The sequence below is a fragment of the Streptomyces sp. NPDC088732 genome (genome assembly GCF_044751205.1).
Taxonomy (GTDB): Bacteria; Actinomycetota; Actinomycetes; order Streptomycetales; family Streptomycetaceae; genus Actinacidiphila.
Window position 1 is genome coordinate 75,794 of record NZ_JBIVLI010000004.1, and the last position, 15,891, is coordinate 91,684.

At 72.1% G+C, this 15,891-nt stretch carries 14 protein-coding genes and 1 riboswitch; of the genes, 8 read left to right on the top strand and 6 right to left on the bottom strand.

All coding sequences use genetic code 11. The annotated features are described in order from the left end of the window. Positions 1-206: 206 nt before the first annotated feature. The 3 genes from guaA (at position 207) to ACIP9H_RS08230 (ending at position 3,312) form a co-directional block, all read left to right on the top strand. Positions 207-1,790 (top strand): glutamine-hydrolyzing GMP synthase, encoded by a 1,584-nt coding sequence (gene guaA, locus ACIP9H_RS08220; protein ID WP_401958246.1) that lies wholly within the window; start codon positions 207-209, stop codon positions 1,788-1,790. Positions 1,791-1,878: 88 nt separating this feature from the next. Continuing rightward, complete coding sequence (locus ACIP9H_RS08225) at positions 1,879-2,670, top strand: class II aldolase/adducin family protein (protein WP_401595036.1); 792 nt, start codon at positions 1,879-1,881, stop codon at positions 2,668-2,670. Between the two features lie 123 nt (positions 2,671-2,793). After that, positions 2,794-3,312, top strand: a complete 519-nt coding sequence (locus tag ACIP9H_RS08230; protein WP_401595034.1) for a DoxX family protein — start codon at positions 2,794-2,796, stop codon at positions 3,310-3,312. 66 nt (positions 3,313-3,378) lie between these two features. Here the strand turns inward: ACIP9H_RS08230 and ACIP9H_RS08235 are convergent, their stop codons facing one another. Both ACIP9H_RS08235 and ACIP9H_RS08240 read right to left on the bottom strand, forming a co-directional pair. Further along, positions 3,379-3,639 carry a hypothetical protein gene (locus tag ACIP9H_RS08235; RefSeq protein ID WP_401595031.1) on the bottom strand — a complete coding sequence of 87 codons (261 nt, stop codon included), beginning with the start codon at positions 3,637-3,639 and terminating at the stop codon, positions 3,379-3,381. After that, positions 3,636-4,928, bottom strand: a complete 1,293-nt coding sequence (locus ACIP9H_RS08240; RefSeq protein WP_401958249.1) for a PspC domain-containing protein — start codon at positions 4,926-4,928, stop codon at positions 3,636-3,638. Before ACIP9H_RS08240 ends, ACIP9H_RS08235 begins: the two co-directional genes overlap by 4 nt. Positions 4,929-5,037: 109 nt before the next feature. On the opposite strand from ACIP9H_RS08240, the gene ACIP9H_RS08245 reads away from it, so the two are divergent. Both ACIP9H_RS08245 and ACIP9H_RS08250 read left to right on the top strand, forming a co-directional pair. Next, the gene (locus ACIP9H_RS08245) at positions 5,038-6,345 is read left to right on the top strand and encodes a PspC domain-containing protein (RefSeq protein WP_401595026.1); all 1,308 of its coding nucleotides are present in this window, start codon (positions 5,038-5,040) and stop codon (positions 6,343-6,345) included. Next, a complete protein-coding gene (locus ACIP9H_RS08250; RefSeq protein WP_401595023.1) occupies positions 6,342-7,013 on the top strand; it encodes a LuxR C-terminal-related transcriptional regulator in 672 nt (223 codons plus the stop codon). Before ACIP9H_RS08245 ends, ACIP9H_RS08250 begins: the two co-directional genes overlap by 4 nt. A gap of 22 nt (positions 7,014-7,035) precedes the next feature. On the opposite strand, the gene ACIP9H_RS08255 is transcribed toward ACIP9H_RS08250, so the two are convergent. Further along, positions 7,036-8,109 carry an NlpC/P60 family protein gene (locus tag ACIP9H_RS08255; RefSeq protein ID WP_401595020.1) on the bottom strand — a complete coding sequence of 358 codons (1,074 nt, stop codon included), beginning with the start codon at positions 8,107-8,109 and terminating at the stop codon, positions 7,036-7,038. Between the two features lie 340 nt (positions 8,110-8,449). Between ACIP9H_RS08255 and ACIP9H_RS08260 the strand changes: the two genes are divergently transcribed. Then, positions 8,450-8,803, top strand: coding sequence for a hypothetical protein (locus ACIP9H_RS08260; RefSeq protein ID WP_401595017.1), 354 nt, complete (start codon positions 8,450-8,452; stop codon positions 8,801-8,803). A 26-nt stretch (positions 8,804-8,829) separates the two neighbouring features. On the opposite strand, the gene ACIP9H_RS08265 is transcribed toward ACIP9H_RS08260, so the two are convergent. Next, entirely contained in the window at positions 8,830-9,966 is a 1,137-nt protein-coding gene (locus ACIP9H_RS08265) for an NlpC/P60 family protein (protein WP_401958254.1), read from the bottom strand. 7 nt (positions 9,967-9,973) lie between these two features. After that, positions 9,974-10,137, bottom strand: a riboswitch (cyclic di-AMP (ydaO/yuaA leader). 273 nt (positions 10,138-10,410) lie between these two features. Between ACIP9H_RS08265 and pcrA the strand changes: the two genes are divergently transcribed. Next, positions 10,411-12,846 carry a DNA helicase PcrA gene (pcrA, locus tag ACIP9H_RS08270; protein WP_401595012.1) on the top strand — a complete coding sequence of 812 codons (2,436 nt, stop codon included), beginning with the start codon at positions 10,411-10,413 and terminating at the stop codon, positions 12,844-12,846. 65 nt (positions 12,847-12,911) lie between these two features. Here the strand turns inward: pcrA and ACIP9H_RS08275 are convergent, their stop codons facing one another. Then, positions 12,912-14,252 carry a peptidoglycan DD-metalloendopeptidase family protein gene (locus ACIP9H_RS08275; protein WP_401595009.1) on the bottom strand — a complete coding sequence of 447 codons (1,341 nt, stop codon included), beginning with the start codon at positions 14,250-14,252 and terminating at the stop codon, positions 12,912-12,914. Positions 14,253-14,393: 141 nt separating this feature from the next. Further along, the gene (locus ACIP9H_RS08280; protein WP_401595007.1) at positions 14,394-15,212 is read right to left on the bottom strand and encodes an esterase/lipase family protein; all 819 of its coding nucleotides are present in this window, start codon (positions 15,210-15,212) and stop codon (positions 14,394-14,396) included. A gap of 241 nt (positions 15,213-15,453) precedes the next feature. Here ACIP9H_RS08280 and ACIP9H_RS08285 point away from each other — a divergent pair, with 241 nt between their 5' ends. Beyond that, the gene (locus tag ACIP9H_RS08285; protein ID WP_360902279.1) at positions 15,454-15,867 is read left to right on the top strand and encodes a cobalamin B12-binding domain-containing protein; all 414 of its coding nucleotides are present in this window, start codon (positions 15,454-15,456) and stop codon (positions 15,865-15,867) included. The last annotated feature ends 24 nt before the right edge of the window (positions 15,868-15,891 follow it).

The following is a 15,891-nucleotide window of genomic DNA, read 5'->3' on the forward strand; positions in this document are numbered from 1 at the left end:
GCCGTATGGCCCGGGGCGCCTGGTGACGTCTGGAATGCGTTTCCGCGATCAGACAGTACGACCATGGCAGCCGGACCAGCCGGTGCCATAGGTATGCGTGCTGCTGAACATGGCGGTCAGTCTGACTCCTCGGGGCGGGGAAGTAAAGCCGCGGGCCCCGGTAGAATCGGCAGGGACCCCACGTTCGACCCGCCGGAAGGCCCACCGTGGCATCAGCGACCCCAGCCGCCCCCGACACCGTTCTCGTCGTCGACTTCGGGGCGCAGTACGCCCAGCTCATCGCCCGTCGTGTGCGTGAGGCCCGGGTCTACAGCGAGATCGTGCCGAGCACCATGCCCGTCCAGGAGATGCTGGCCAAGCGGCCCGCCGCGATCATCCTGTCCGGCGGACCGTCCTCGGTCTACGCCGAGCACGCCCCGCGGCTGGACCGGGCCCTCTTCGAGGCCGGCGTCCCGGTCTTCGGCATGTGCTACGGCTTCCAGCTGATGGCGATCACCCTCGGCGGCACCGTGGACAACACCGGTGCCCGGGAGTACGGGCGCACGCCGCTGCACGTCGGCAAGACCGGCTCGACGCTCTTCGAGGGCACCCCGGCCGAGCACTCGGTGTGGATGTCGCACGGCGACACCTGCACCGCCGCCCCCGAGGGCTTCGCGGTCACCGCGGCCACCGACCTGGTGCCCGTGGCCGCCTTCGAGAACGACGAGAAGAAGCTCTACGGCGTCCAGTACCACCCCGAGGTGCTGCACTCCGAGCACGGCCAGCTGGTCCTGGAGCACTTCCTCTACCGGGGCGCGGGCATCGCGCCGAACTGGACCACGCACAACGTGGTCGAGGAGCAGGTCGCCGCGATCCGCGCCCAGGTCGGCGATAAGCGCGCGATCTGCGGCCTGTCCGGCGGTGTGGACTCCGCGGTCGCCGCGGCCCTGGTCAACAAGGCCATCGGGGAGAAGCTGACCTGCGTCTACGTGGACCACGGCCTGATGCGCAAGGGCGAGTCCGAGCAGGTCGAGAAGGACTTCGTGGCGGCCACCGGTGTGCAGCTGAAGGTCGTCGACGCCGAGGAGCGCTTCCTCACCGCGCTCGCCGGGGTCTCCGACCCCGAGGAGAAGCGCAAGATCATCGGCCGGGAGTTCATCCGGGTCTTCGAGCAGGCCGCGAGCGAGATCGTCGCCGAGGCGGGCGCGCACGGCGAGTCGGTGGAGTTCCTGGTCCAGGGCACCCTCTACCCGGACGTGGTGGAGTCCGGCGGCGGCACCGGCACCGCCAACATCAAGTCCCACCACAATGTGGGCGGCCTCCCCGAGGACCTGCAGTTCCAGCTCGTCGAGCCGCTGCGCAAGCTCTTCAAGGACGAGGTCCGCATGGTCGGCCAGGAGCTCGGCCTGCCCGAGGAGATCGTCCAGCGCCAGCCCTTCCCGGGCCCGGGCCTGGGCATCCGCATCGTCGGCGAGGTCACCAAGGAGCGCTTGGACCTGCTGCGCGACGCCGACGCCATCGCCCGCGAGGAGCTCACCGCGGCGGGCCTGGACCGTGACATCTGGCAGTGCCCGGTGGTGCTGCTCGCCGACGTCCGCTCGGTCGGCGTCCAGGGCGACGGCCGCACCTACGGTCACCCGATCGTGCTGCGCCCGGTCTCCAGCGAGGACGCCATGACCGCGGACTGGTCGCGGCTGCCCTACGAGGTGCTGGCCCGCATCTCCACCCGCATCACCAACGAGGTGGCGGACGTCAACCGCGTCGTGCTGGACGTCACCAGCAAGCCCCCGGGCACCATCGAGTGGGAGTGAGCCCCTAGTGGGGCCGGCTTGGGGCGGTACGGGGGAAACCTCGTATCGCCCCTGTTCATCTCCGGTACCTCGGGGTAACTTCCGCGCCATGACCGACACCGCGCCCCAGCCCGTGCCCCCCGGCGAACTGCACTTCGCCCTGCCGCCGACCTTCGAGGACCCGGCCGCGGAGCGGCGGCACCGCAAGGAGCGCCTGGCGGCGGCGCTGCGGGCGTTCGGCCGGATGGGGTTCGAGGAGGGCGTGTCGGGCCACATCACGGTCCGCGACCCGGAGTTGGCCGACCACTACTGGGTCAATCCCTTCGGGGTGCCCTTCGCGCACGTCGGTGTCGGCGAGCTGATCCTGGTCAATCAGCAGGGCGCGGTGGTCGAGGGCCGCCACCACGTGAACCAGGCCGCCTTCACCCTCCACGCCCATGTGCACCTGGCCCGACCCGACGCGGTGGCCGTCGTGCACAGCCACTCCACGTACGGCCGGGCGCTCGCGGCGCTCGGCGAGCGGCTGGAGCCGATCAGCCAGGAGGCGTGCGCCTTCTACGAGGACCACGCGGTGTACGACTCCTACACCGGGGTCGTCGTCGACGACGCCGAGGCGCGGCGCGTCGCCGTGGTCCTCGGCGGGCACAAGGCGGTGATCCTGCGCAATCACGGGCTGCTGACGGTCGGCGAGACGGTGGACGCCGCGGCGTGGTGGTTCATGACCATGGAGAAGGCCTGCGAGGTCCAGCTCAGCGCCAAGGCGGCGGGCACCCCGGTGCAGATCGGCCACGACGACGCGGTGGCCACCCGTGAGCAACTGGGTCATGATCTGGTCGCGTGGATCAACTATCAGCCGACATATGAGCGCATAGTTCGCCAGGATTCCGAGCTTTTTGATTGAACCGTGGACGGTTGGCATACGTATCCGCCTATGGCGCTCCCGGAGAACCGATCCGGGAGGGGGCATCGGACCGGGTGCGGACGCGAGAGGGCGGACGTCATGAGTGTGACGGGTATATCGGGCATGAGTGGAACACCGGACTCGGGGACGGACCCCTCACAGGGGCCCTGGCGGGACACCGCCCGGCGCTACGCGCTGCTTCCCCTGCGCATCTTCCTCGGCGTGACCTTCGTCTACGCCGGATTCGACAAACTGCTGTCGGACACCTTCTTCACCGACTCCGCACCGGGCTCCCTGGTCGGCACGCTCAACGGGGTGCGCGGCAGCGCCGCCATCCCCGCGATGATCGACCTGGCGCTCAAGAGCCCGCACGGCTTCGGGTACGCCATCGCCTTCGGTGAGATCGCGGTGGGTGTCGGCACCCTGATCGGGCTGTTCAGCCGGATCGCCGCGCTGGGCGGCGCGCTCATCTCGCTGAGCCTGTGGCTCACCGTCAGCTGGGCCACCCAGCCGTACTACTACGGCAACGACCTCATCTACCTGATGGCCTGGCTGCCGCTGGTGCTCGCCGGGGCGCCGCAGTTGTCGGCGGACGCGGCCATCGCCCGCCGCAGGCGGCGCGGGCGCCGGTACCTCGGCTGACCCGGGCGGACCGCCGCGCGGGGGCCGGCGAGGGGCACACCACCCCTCGCCGGCCCCCGCGTCCCGCTACCGGCGGGCGCCGTGGTGGCGGGCCGGGGCGTCCACGGGCTCCGGGGGCTCCGAGGGCGGCCCGCCGCGCCGCGCGCGGGCGGAGCGCGCGATGAACGCGCCGAGTGCCGCCAGCCCGAGGCCCGCGGAGGTCATGGGCACGGCCACCTGCGGTGGCAGCGAGAGCCTGCCGACGGCGTCCAGCAGGAACACCGCGGCCAGCGCCAGCAGCACCAGCGCGGTGAACAGGGCCGAGAAACGGAAGCCGTGCCGCTTCACCGGGTCACCTGCACCTGTCCGACGCCCATGTCGACCTCCAGTTCCAGCGTTCCGGCGGACTTCTTCCCGTCCACCGGCTGCAGTCTGACGGTCTTGTCCACCCCGGGCTGCACGTCCACGTCCTCCTGCGCGTCGCCCGGCAACTGGACGTCGCCGAGGCCCACGCTCACATGCAGCGCCAGGGTGACGTCCGCCGGTGCCTTGACGACGAGCTGCCCCGCGCCGACGTGGACGCGGGTCGCGACCGTGCGCCCCGCGGGGTCCAGCCGGGACAGGTCCAACGTCGCCTTTCCGGCGCCCAGTTCGTAGGACTTCTGCACGGAGGCGACCGCGGCCGGCTGCCAGGTGCGGCGCTCCCACTCGTGACCGACGGACTTCGGCAGCACCGAGGCACCGACCAGCAGGGCGGCCGCCAGCACCACCAGGAAGACCGTGCCGCCGCCGAGCCGCCCCCACCACGCGCTCACCGCGAAGCCCAGGCCGAAGACGGCGAGCGCCGCGGCGAACCCGATCTGCAGGGCGGTGCCGAGCGGCTGGGAGTTCCAGGTGCCCGCGACGCAGGCCGTGGCCGCCGCCACCGCCAGGAAGAACACCGGCACGCCCAGCCAGGCCCCCTCGCGGCGGACCGCCTGCCGGCGCCGCCGCCACTCGCGGCGGTCGCGCTCGTCGTCGGCCGGCCCGTCGTCCGGGCCCCACAGGTAGCCCCCGCCGCCCGCGGCGGACGCCGCGGACGTCGAGGACGTCGCGGACGTCGCGTCGTAGGGCGGGGCGTCCTTCCACCACGCCGCCGTGGCCGGGGCGGGCGGCGGCTGGGTGGGCGGCGGAGCGGTGCCCGGCACCGGCGCCTGGGCCGTCCGCTCCCGGTGCTGCGACCAGTACACGGCGCCGGCGAACGCCGCCACCAGCCCCAGCGAGAACGCGAGGTTGCCCCCGCTGCCGAGCAGCGACAGGAACAGCCCGCACCCCACCAGCGCCATCAGCACGGCGGTCAGCGCGGGGCCCTCCACCCGGCCGGACAGCAGCCGGTGCGCCTCGCTCTCGGCGGGCCCGTCGTTCTCCCCGGCCCCCTCGGCCGGGATCAGCAGCCAGCCCAGGCCGTACGCCACCAGCCCGAGACCGCCGGTGAGCGCGAGCACACCGAGCACGATCCGGAAGACCACCGGGTCGATGTCGAAGTACCGCCCCGCCCCCTCGCAGACGCCCGCGATCACCTTCCGCCGGCGGCTGCGGGTGAGCCTGCGCCGCTGCGGGGCCGCCTCGGGCGCACCTTGCGTGTACTGCTCCGTCATGGCTCCATGGTGGCGGCCCGCCGGCCCCGCCGGTATCCGGAACGACCCTGACCGCGCATGGGGGCCAACCCTGATACCCACCGCCCGCGAAACGTGTGACGATCGGGGCATGTCACCCGCCGGCCCGCAGACACCCCCGTCCACCGGGGCGTCGTACTTCGCCCCGCCGGACCCGGCCGAGGCGCCGGTCCGCAAGCTCTACCGCAGCTCCGAGGGCCGCATGATCGGCGGCGTGGCCCGCGGTCTGGCCGGGCACCTCGGGCTGCCGGTGGCGTGGGTGCGGGTCGTCTTCGTCGTGCTGGCCACCATCCAGGGCCTCGGCATCCTGCTGTACGCGGTCTTCTGGTTCGTCGTGCCGCTCGGTGTCGGCGGGGTCGTGGAGGCCAAGGAGCCGCGTGACGCCCGGTCCTGGCTCGCCGGGCGCCGGCCCGACCGCGGCCAGATCGTCGCGCTGCTCGCGCTCGCCGCGGGCCTGGGCATCCTGCTGGACAACCTCGACCTCGGGGCCGCCAACGCCTATGTCTGGCCGCTGCTGCTGATCGGCCTCGGCGTCGCGCTGGTGTGGCGGCAGGCGGACAACGCGCGCCGTGCCCGCTGGGCCGAACTCAGCCGCGGCAAGCGGCTGCTGCCCGTCGCACGCGGCGCGGCCGGGGTGATCCTGGTGGGCGTCGGTGTGACCGGCTTCCTGGTCGTGCAGGGCTCGGTCAGCCACCTCGGCACCATCCTGCAGGCCGCGCTCGCCGTGCTCGTCGGCGTCGCGCTCATCGCCGGCCCCTACCTGGTGCGTATGACGCAGGACCTGTCGGCCGAGCGCCTCGCGCGCATCCGGGCCCAGGAGCGCGCCGAGGTCGCCGCGCACGTCCACGACTCCGTCCTGCACACCCTGACCCTGATCCAGCGGCACGCCGACGACCCGCGCGAGGTGGCCCGGCTTGCCCGCGCGCAGGAACGCGAACTGCGCGCCTGGCTCTACCGCCCCGAGGGCAACGGCCGCGAGGACGAGCCGGCCACGGTGGCCGAGGCGGTGCGCCGCGCGGCGGCGGAGGTGGAGGACGCGCACGGCGTCCAGGTCGAGGTGGTGTGCGTCGGCGACTGCCCGCTGGACGAGCGGCTGGTCGCGCAGATGCAGGCGGCCCGCGAGGCCATGGTCAACGCCGCCAAGTACGGTGGCGACGAGCCGGTGCAGGTGTACGCAGAGGTCGAGGGGGACAGGGTCTTCGTGTCCGTGCGCGACCGCGGCCCCGGCTTCGACCTGGACGACGTACCGTCGGACAGGATGGGCGTACGGGAGTCCATCATCGGCCGGATGCGGCGCAATGGCGGCGAGGCGCGGCTGCGCCCCGCGCCGGGCGGGGGGACGGAAGTGGAGCTGGAGATGGAGCGGCAGCAGGACTCGGGAGCAGGGAGGCCGTCATGAGCACCGAACGGCGTGTGAGGGTCGTCCTCGTCGACGACCACCGGATGTTCCGCACCGGGGTCCAGGCGGAGATCGGCGAGACCGAGCGGACCGGCGTCGACGTGGTCGGCGAGGCCGCCGACGTCGACCAGGCCGTCGCGGTCATCACCGCGACGCGGCCCGACGTCGTCCTGCTCGACGTCCACCTGCCGGGCGGCGGCGGGGTCGAGGTGCTCAAGCGCTGCGCGGGACTGAGCGCGGCCGCCGAACACCCGGTGCGGTTCCTGGCGTTGTCGGTCTCCGACGCCGCCGAGGACGTCATCGGCGTGATCCGCGGCGGCGCCCGCGGCTATGTCACCAAGACCATCACCGGTCCCGACCTGGTCAACTCGGTCTTCCGGGTCGCCGACGGCGACGCGGTCTTCTCCCCGCGGCTGGCCGGCTTCGTCCTGGACGCCTTCGCCTCCACCGACGCCCCGCCGGTCGACGAGGACCTGGACCGGCTCACCCAGCGCGAGCGCGAGGTCCTGCGGCTGATCGCCCGCGGCTACGCCTACAAGGAAGTGGCCAAGCAGCTCTACATCTCCGTCAAGACGGTCGAGTCGCACGTCTCGGCGGTGCTGCGCAAGCTCCAGCTCTCCAACCGCCACGAACTCACCCGCTGGGCCACCGCCCGCCGGCTGGTCTGAGGGCCGGCCGGGCAAGGCGGCGTCACACGGGGCGGGTGGCCCCCGCGAAGGGCATCTGGTCGACTGGGGCGATCTTCACCACGTCGCCGGTGCGCGGGGCGTGGATCATCATGCCGTTGCCGATGTAGAGGCCGACGTGGCTGATCCCCGAGTAGAAGAAGACCAGGTCCCCCGGCTCCAGTTCGGCGCGGGAGACGCGGCTGCCCGCGTTGATCTGGGTGTAGGTCGTGCGCGGCAGCTCCACCCCGGCCGCCCGCCAGGCGGCCTGCGTGAAGCCCGAGCAGTCGTACGAGGACGGGCCGGTGGCGCCCCAGACGTAGGGCAGGCCGAGGGAGTCGTACGCGAAGGACACGGCCCGCGCGGCCCGGGCGTTGGGGGCCGCCGCGGGCGCCAGGGCCGCGCGTGAGCCCGCGGACACCGCGCGGCCGGCCCGGTCGCCGGAGCGGGCCGTGCCCTGGCCCCCGTCCGCCAGGACGGCGGCGCGCTGGCCCGCGGTCAGCCCGTCCAGCAGCCGCTGCGCGGAGGCCAGGCGCTCCTGCACGGTGCGCTTGTGGCGGGCGAGTTCGGCGCGGGACCGGCGCAGCTCGGTGAGTTCGGTGCCCGCCTCGGTGCGCAGCTGCTCGATCTCGCGCTTCTGGGCGCCGAGGGCGTGCAGCGCGGCGTTCTGGCGGCTGCTCATGCGGTCCAGCAGCCCGGCCCGTTCGAGGTACTGGTCCGGCGAGGAGGCGAGCGCGAGCTGCATCGCCGGGTCGACGCCGCCGGAGCGGTACTGGGCGGTGGCGATCGACCCGAGGCCGTCGCGGGTGCGGTTGAGCCGCTCGGTCCTGCGGGCGAGTTCGCCTTGGAGGTCGTCGATCCGGTGCTGGACCGTGTCGGCCTTCTCCTTCGCCCCGTTGTACCGCTCGGTGGCCTGCTCGGCCTCCTCGTAGAGCCGGTCCACGCGGGCCTTGGCCTCGGAGGTGGTCAGCCGGGGGTCGGCGTGCCCGGTCTCACCGAACATCGTCACCGAGGCCGCTCCCGCGATGGCGAGGGTGGCGGCCGTGCGCGCGGTGGAGCCGGTGAGGGTGCGCTCCTTGGGCTTTCTGTGCGACGCCACGCGCCGTCACTCCTTCCGGGCTGCCGGGCCTGCTGCCCGCGGCCCGGCGGCGGACGGACGGGGAGCCGCGCCGCCGCCGGACCTTCGGCGGGGGTGGCCGATGCCGACGGCGAGTCCCGCCGGCAGTGGGGATCGGCCACCTGGGGCAGGACGCTAAACCTGTGCGTCGCCGGGCAGCGGGGCACTGTGCGGGACTGGTCCGATTCGGCCGTTACCTGTCGGCCGATGACCGCTGTTCGACGGGTGACCTGGTCGCTTGCGGTCCAGCCGTGACCGATGTGCCGGAAGGGACCCACCTCGGTGCCGGGTGCTGATACGGGCCTGGCTGGGGTCCTGAGCCATGGACGCAACCATCGACTTCGTCGTCGGCCTGCACATCATCGGCATCGCCGCCCTGCTCGGCGGCTTCCTCACCCGGACGAAGGCCATGGGCCGCGGCGAGGCGCGCTTCGTGCCGGGCATGCTGCACGGGGCGCTCACCATGCTGGTGACCGGCGCCCTGCCGGTCGGCCTGAACCAGGCCGACGACCACCCGGTGAACAACGCCAAGATCGGCCTGAAGCCCGCCGTGCTGGTGGTGGTCCTCGGCCTGGTCTACGTCAAGCGCGACGAGGAGAAGGTGTCGGCGGCGGCCTTCGGCACCGTGGGTGCGCTGACCACCGCCGACATCTTCATCGCGGTGCTCTGGACCTGAGCCCCTTCGCGGGGAGGCGGGGGGACTCAGGCCATCCGGGCGTAGCCGTAGATCGGCATCTCGGTGATGGGGGCGACCTTCACCACAGTGCCCGTGTGAGGCGCGTGGATCATTTCGCCGCCGCCGATGTAGAGGCCGACGTGGGTCACGTCCGAGTAGAAGAAGACCAGGTCGCCGGGTTGCAGCTGGTCCGCGGTGACGCGGGTGCCGAAGTCGACCTGGTCGTAGGTGGTGCGGGGGATGGAGACGCCCGCGGCGGCCCAGGCGCCCTGGGTCAGGCCCGAGCAGTCGAAGGAGTTGGGGCCCGTGGCGCCGTACACGTACGGCTTGCCGAGCTGGGCGTGGGCGAAGGCGATCGCCTTCTCGGCCTTGGCGGCGTAGCTGCCCGAGGCCGTCGAGGACGTGGTGCCGCCGGCGGACGACGTGTCCGAGGACGTCCCGGCCGCCTCCTGCGCCGCCTTCTCCTTCGCGGCGATCAACTTGGCCGCGGCCGCGGCCTCCTCCTGCTTCTTCTTCTCCAGGGCGGCCAGCCGCGCCTTCTCCTGGGCGGTCAGGGTGTTGAGCAGCTGCTGAGCGGCGGCGAGCTTCTGCTTGACCGTCCTCTTCTCCGCGGCCAGCCGCGTCTGCGCCTCGGTGAGCTTCGCCAGACTCTGGACGGCCTCCGTGCGCTTCTGCGTGGTCGCCGCCTGCTGCGTGCGGAAGTCCTCCATCGCGTGTTCCTGGCGGTCGGACAGGCGGTTCATCAGGTGCGCCTGGTCCAGGAACTGCTGCGGGTCGGAGGTGAGCAGGAAGGTCGTCGTGCTGTCCAGGCCGCCGCCGCGGTACTGCGCCGAGGCGTACTCGCCGATCGTGCGGCGGGCGTCGTTGAGCGTCTGCGTCCTGCGGGCGACCTGGTCGAGCAGTTCGTCCGCGTGCGTCCGCTGCCTGTCGGTCTGCTCCTTGGCGCCGTTGTAGCGCTCGGTGGCCGCCTCGGCCTGGTGGTAGAGGGCGTCGACCTTGGCCTTGACCTCGGTGATGGAGGGTTTGTCGGGGGAGGCGGGCGCCGCGCTGGCGCTTTCTCCGAAGAGGGTGACGGTCGCCAGTGCGGCGGTCGTCAGCCCCACGGCCGTGCGCGGGCCGGGAACGGTGAGCATGCGGGGGCGCGGCTTGCGGTGCGTCGCCAAGGCGGACGGCTCCTTCCGTGGACCGCCTACCGGGTTAGCTGTCGGGTTCGGGCTTCGGAAGGCCGCCCTACGGTCGTCCGGGCACGTGTGCGGTGCGCCCGTACGGACCGATTCACCCCAAAGTGGTGGGTCCCCGGCTCCGGCGGTTGCCGGACTCAGCGGAGGCGGCCGTGACGGCTCGGTCGCCGCCGTTCGGTGCGGACCGCCTGAGGGGGCACGCTAGTCAACTGGGGTGGCTCCTGGGAAGGCTGGTGTTCGAATTGTCCGCAATCATTTCGTGACCTTTACGCAGCCGTGCCGTTGTCCGGCTCCCCGGACGGGGCCGGGACGGGTTCCGGCGGCGGCCCGGCGGCGCCCGGCGGCACCGCGGTGTGCGTCCCGCGGACGACCGGCATCCGGAAGCGGTGCACCGCTGTCGGTCCCACCGCCTAGACTCGGGAGGCGATGAGCAGCCTCTTTGACGACAGCTTCCTGGCCGGCTTCGAACCGAGGGAGGAGCACCCGCCGCCGCCCCCCGAGGAGGAGGCCGAGGCGGTTCCGCACGACCTCTTCGAGGGACGCTTCGACGCGCCCGCCGACCGGGACGCGTACTACCGGGACGGCGCGCCGCGCCCCGCCGTCGACCCCGCCGCCCTGCTGGACGGGCTCAACGAGCAGCAGCGCGCCGCCGTCGAGCACACCGGCTCCCCCCTGCTCATCGTCGCGGGCGCCGGCTCCGGCAAGACCCGGGTGCTCACCCACCGCATCGCCCACCTGCTGGGCGCCCGCCAGGTGCACCCCGGCCAGATCCTGGCGATCACCTTCACCAACAAGGCCGCCGGCGAGATGAAGGAGCGCGTCGAGCAACTCGTCGGCCCGCGCGCCAACGTGATGTGGGTCTCCACCTTCCACAGCGCCTGCGTCCGCATCCTGCGCCGGGAGTCCAAGAAGCTCGGCTTCACCTCCAGCTTCTCCATCTACGACGCGGCCGACTCCAAGCGCCTGATGGCCCTGGTCTGCCGCGACCTGGACCTGGACCCCAAGCAGTTCCCGCCGAAGTCCTTCAGCGCCAAGGTCTCCAACCTCAAGAACGAGCTCATCGACGAGGAGACCTTCGCCGGCCAGGCCGAGAACCCCTTCGAGAAGAAGCTCGCCGAGGCCTACGCGATCTACCAGTCGCGGCTGCGCGAGGCCAACGCCCTCGACTTCGACGACATCATCATGACCACGGTCAACCTGCTCCAGGCCTTCCCGGACGTCGCCGAGCACTACCGGCGCCGCTTCCGGCACGTCCTGGTCGACGAGTACCAGGACACCAACCACGCCCAGTACACCCTGGTGCGCGAACTCGTCGGCACCGGGGACGCGGAGGAGGGCGGCGAAGGGCCGGCGGAGCTGTGCGTGGTCGGTGACGCCGACCAGAGCATCTACGCCTTCCGCGGCGCCACCATCCGCAACATCCTCCAGTTCGAGGAGGACTACCCGCAGGCGCGCACGATCCTGCTGGAGCAGAACTACCGCTCCACCCAGAACATCCTGACCGCCGCCAACGCCGTCATCGAGCGCAACGCCTCGCGCCGCCCGAAGAACCTGTGGACGGAGGCCGGCCAGGGCCCGGTCATCACCGGCTACGTCGCCGACCAGGAGCACGACGAGGCGCAGTTCATCGCCGACGAGATCGACCGGCTCACCGACGCCGGCGACGCCCGTCCCGGCGAGGTCGCGGTCTTCTACCGCACCAACGCGCAGTCCCGTGTCTTCGAAGAGGTCTTCATCCGCGTCGGCCTGCCGTACAAGGTCGTCGGCGGAGTCCGCTTCTACGAGCGCAAGGAGGTCCGGGACGTCCTGGCCTACCTGCGCGTGCTCGCCAACCCCGAGGACACCGTCCCGCTGCGCCGCATCCTCAATGTGCCCAAGCGCGGCATCGGCGAGCGCGCCGAGGCCATGATCGACGCCCTGTCCTCACGCGAGCGGATCTCCTTCCCCGCGGCGCTGCGCCGCGTCGACGAGGCCTTCGGCATGGCCGCCCGCTCGGTCAACGCCGTCAAGCGCTTCAACGAACTGCTGGAGGAACTGCGCACGATCGTGGAGTCCGGCGCCGGCCCCGCCACCGTCCTGGAGGCGGTGCTGGAGCGCACGGGCTACCTGGCCGAACTCCAGGCCTCCACCGACCCGCAGGACGAGACCCGCGTCGAGAACCTCCAGGAACTCGCGGCGGTGGCCCTGGAGTTCGAGCAGGAGCGCACCGAGGAGGAGCCCGGAACGCTCGCCGAGTTCCTGGAACGCGTCGCGCTGGTCGCCGACTCCGACCAGATCCCGGACGACGAGGAGGGCGGCGGCGTCATAACGCTGATGACCCTCCACACCGCCAAGGGCCTGGAGTTCCCGGTGGTCTTCCTGACCGGCATGGAGGACGGGGTCTTCCCGCACATGCGCGCGCTCGGCCAGACCAAGGAACTGGAGGAGGAGCGCCGCCTCGCCTACGTCGGCATTACCCGGGCGCGGCAGCGGCTGTACGTCACGCGGGCGAGCATGCGCAGCGCGTGGGGCCAGCCGTCGTACAACCCGCCCTCCCGCTTCCTTGAGGAGATCCCCGAGTCGCTCATCGAGTGGCGGCGTACGGGGTCCTCACCGGCGCCGTCCGCCTCGGTGTCGGCGGCGGCCTCGGTGCTGTCGCGGTCCTCGTCCAGGAGCGGTCCCTCCGGCTTCGCCACCCGCCGCACCCAGGACCGGCCGGTCGTCGCCCTGGCGGTCGGGGACCGGGTCAACCACGACACGTTCGGGCTGGGCACGGTCGTCTCGGTCGACGGCAGCGGTGAGAAGGCCAAGGCCACCATCGACTTCGGCGACGAGCGGCCGAAGGTGCTGCTGCTGCGCTACGCGCCGGTGGAGAAGCTCTGACGGGACGCGCGTCGCGTGGCGGCTTCCGGTGAGGGAGCCGCACGGGCCGCCCCGGGGCCGGTGGCTCAGCGCGGGTCGAGGCCGTGCTTGAGCAGCCACGGCAGCGGGTCGATCGCCGAGCCGCCCGCGGGCCGTACCTCGAAGTGCAGGTGCGGGCCGGTGGAGTTGCCTGAATTGCCGGAATAGGCGATGACCTCGCCGGCCTTGACGCTGCCCCAGCGGATCTTGGTGCTGCTCAGATGGCAGTACCAGGTCTCCGTGCCGTCCGGCGCCGTCACTATGGCCATGTTGCCGTAGGCGCTGTTCCACTGCGTGCGGACGGTGCCGTCGGTCGCGGCCATCACGGGGGTGCCGTAACTGACCGGGAAGTCGATGCCCGTGTGGACCGACATCCAGTTCACGCCCGCCTGGCCGAAGTAGGCGCTCAGACCGTGCTCGCTCACCGGGAGCAGGAACTTCGGGCGCAGCGCCTCCTTGCGGGCCGCCTCCTCCGCCTTCTTCTTCCGCTCCGCGGCCTGGCGCTCCTTGATGTCCAGGCGCTCCTGGGTGCGGCTGGCACGGGAGGCGAAATCGTCGACGTCCCGGTTCACCCCGGCCAGCTGCTGGTCGAGCTTGGTCGTGGGGGTCTTGGCGGCGTCGACCACGCCGTCCGCCTGCGTCGTGGTGGTGTCGCCCTCCTCGGTGTTGACGGTCACGGCGGCGGCGCAGGCCGCGACGCCCATGACGGCGACCGAGGGGACGGCGACGGTCAGCAGCGCCGAACGCCGGGCGGGGCGGCGCCGGCGGCTGCCGGCGCGCGGGCGGGGAAGGGCGGGCGCGCCGTCCGGGCCCGCGTCGTCGGCGCCGTCCTCCGGCTCGTCGCCGTGCGGGTCCTCGCCGTGCAGGTCGTGGGCGGCGTCGTGCTCGTCGAAGGCGTAGCCGCCCTCGTCGTCGGCCCACTCCTCGGCGGCGGCGCCGTGCGCGGAGTCGTACTCCTCCGGCTCGCGGGCGTGCGGCACATAGGCGCGGGGCTCGACGGGCTCGTGCGGGGCCGGCTCGTGCGGGAGGGCGGGCTCCGGTTCGTGGTACTCGTACACCGGGGCGTGCTCGTACGCCGTCGTCGCGCCCGTGTAGTCGTACGTCCCGGCCGCGGGCTGCGTGTACCAGGTGCCCGTGGCCGCCGCGGCGGGGTCGCCGTACCCGGTGGCGGCGTCCTGGGGCTGCTGCCAGTAGGCGGTCGCGGTGGTGCCCCACGAACCGGTGGCCTGCGTGCCGGTGTCGTACGCGGGGTAGCCCTGGCACGTGCCGAAGAGCGGGTCGTCATCCGCGTGGACAGCGCCTGCGGACTGGTACGAGGCGCCGGAATAGCCCTCGTGCCCGTAGGCGTTGTACTCGGGGGCGTACCCCGACGGGTGACGAGTGTTCACCGCTTCTCTTTCGCCTCGGCAGCAGGAGAATTAGCGGCGACTGTATCCCCCTGCGGCCGACGGCGACAATCTTCGGCAGGATTCCGGCATCGTCCATGCCTTGTGTTCGATGGCGTTTCGATGCTTATGCGGGCAGGACCGTCACGCGGCGTCGACGGCGCCGGACGCCAGTTCCTCCCCGAGCAGCGCCTGCCGGATCCCGGCCGCGATGGCCGCGTGCACCGGCATGGTCAGATGACCGACGCCCGCGACGTGCACATTGCGGGCGATGAGATCGGGATGGTCCAGGCGGGCCGCCTCGACCGGGCTCATCATCTCGTCCCAGTCGCTCCAGAACGCCACGAAACGGGTACGGCAGCCCGCCGCCGGTTCGGCCAGTTCCTCTATCAGGTCGGAGTTGGGCCGCATCTGCCGGACGATGGGGTGCGGGTTGAGCAGGGGCGCGGCACGAGTGCCGGAGTGCGGCGTACCGAGGGTGATCACCGTGCGGACCCGGCTGTCGCCGCCCAGGCGCTGCGCGTAGTAGCGCGCGATGAGCCCGCCGAGGCTGTGGCCCACGATGTCCACCTGGCTGTGGCCGGTCTGCTCGCAGATCTGCTCCACGTGACGGCCGAGCAGCGCCGCGGCGGTGCGGATGTCGCAGGTCAAAGGGGAGTAGTTCACCGCCTGCACATGCGGCCAGCCGTGCCGGCGCAGAGACCGGCGGAGCATGGCGAACACCGAACGGTTGTCCACGAAGCCGTGCAGCAGCAGCACCGGCGGGTGGCTTCGGCCCGCGGTGGGGATGCGCGTCGGTTCCTCCGGCTCGCCGACCGGGGGCTCCGGCCCGCGTTCCTGGAAGATGCCGGTCGGGTACAGGAAAACGTGACCGGTCAGGATGGCGATCTCGATCGCCGCGGCTCGTACGTAGGCCGCCTGACGCACCAGACGGTCTCCGACACCGAAAGACAGGACGCCCATGGCCTACCTCCCGTGCGGCACACGGAGACGGCTCTGTCCCCCGTGCGCCGAGAACGCGAAAGCCCGCGTCGCCTCACTGACCGAGGCGACCACGGGCCGAACGCGTTTCTAACGTGAACGTGTCCCAATGGGTAATTTCCCCCTCGAGGGCCTTCGCGAAACTGTCCGGTCGGGGGATGCTGGCGATAACGTTCGTTCACAGAAGTGCCCGCTGAGCGCAGCAATCGTGTTGGAGGCAGTGATGGGAGTGTCCGGTCCGATCCGGGTCGTGGTGGCCAAGCCGGGACTCGACGGCCACGACCGCGGGGCCAAGGTCATCGCCCGCGCGCTGCGCGACGCCGGTATGGAGGTCATCTACACCGGCCTGCACCAGACGCCCGAACAGATCGTCGACACCGCGATCCAGGAGGACGCCGACGCGATCGGGCTGTCCATCCTGTCCGGTGCGCACATGACGCTGTTCGCCAAGGTGCTGGAGCTGCTCAAGGAGCGCGACGCGAGCGACATCAAGGTCTTCGGCGGCGGCATCATCCCCGAGGACGACATGGCGCCGCTGCGCGAACTGGGCGTCGCCGCGATCTTCACCCCCGGTGCGACGACCTCCGAGGTCGTGGACTGGGTCAACGCCAACATCCGGCAGCCCGCCGAAGCCTGATCGCGGCCCGGGGCCGCGGGAGCC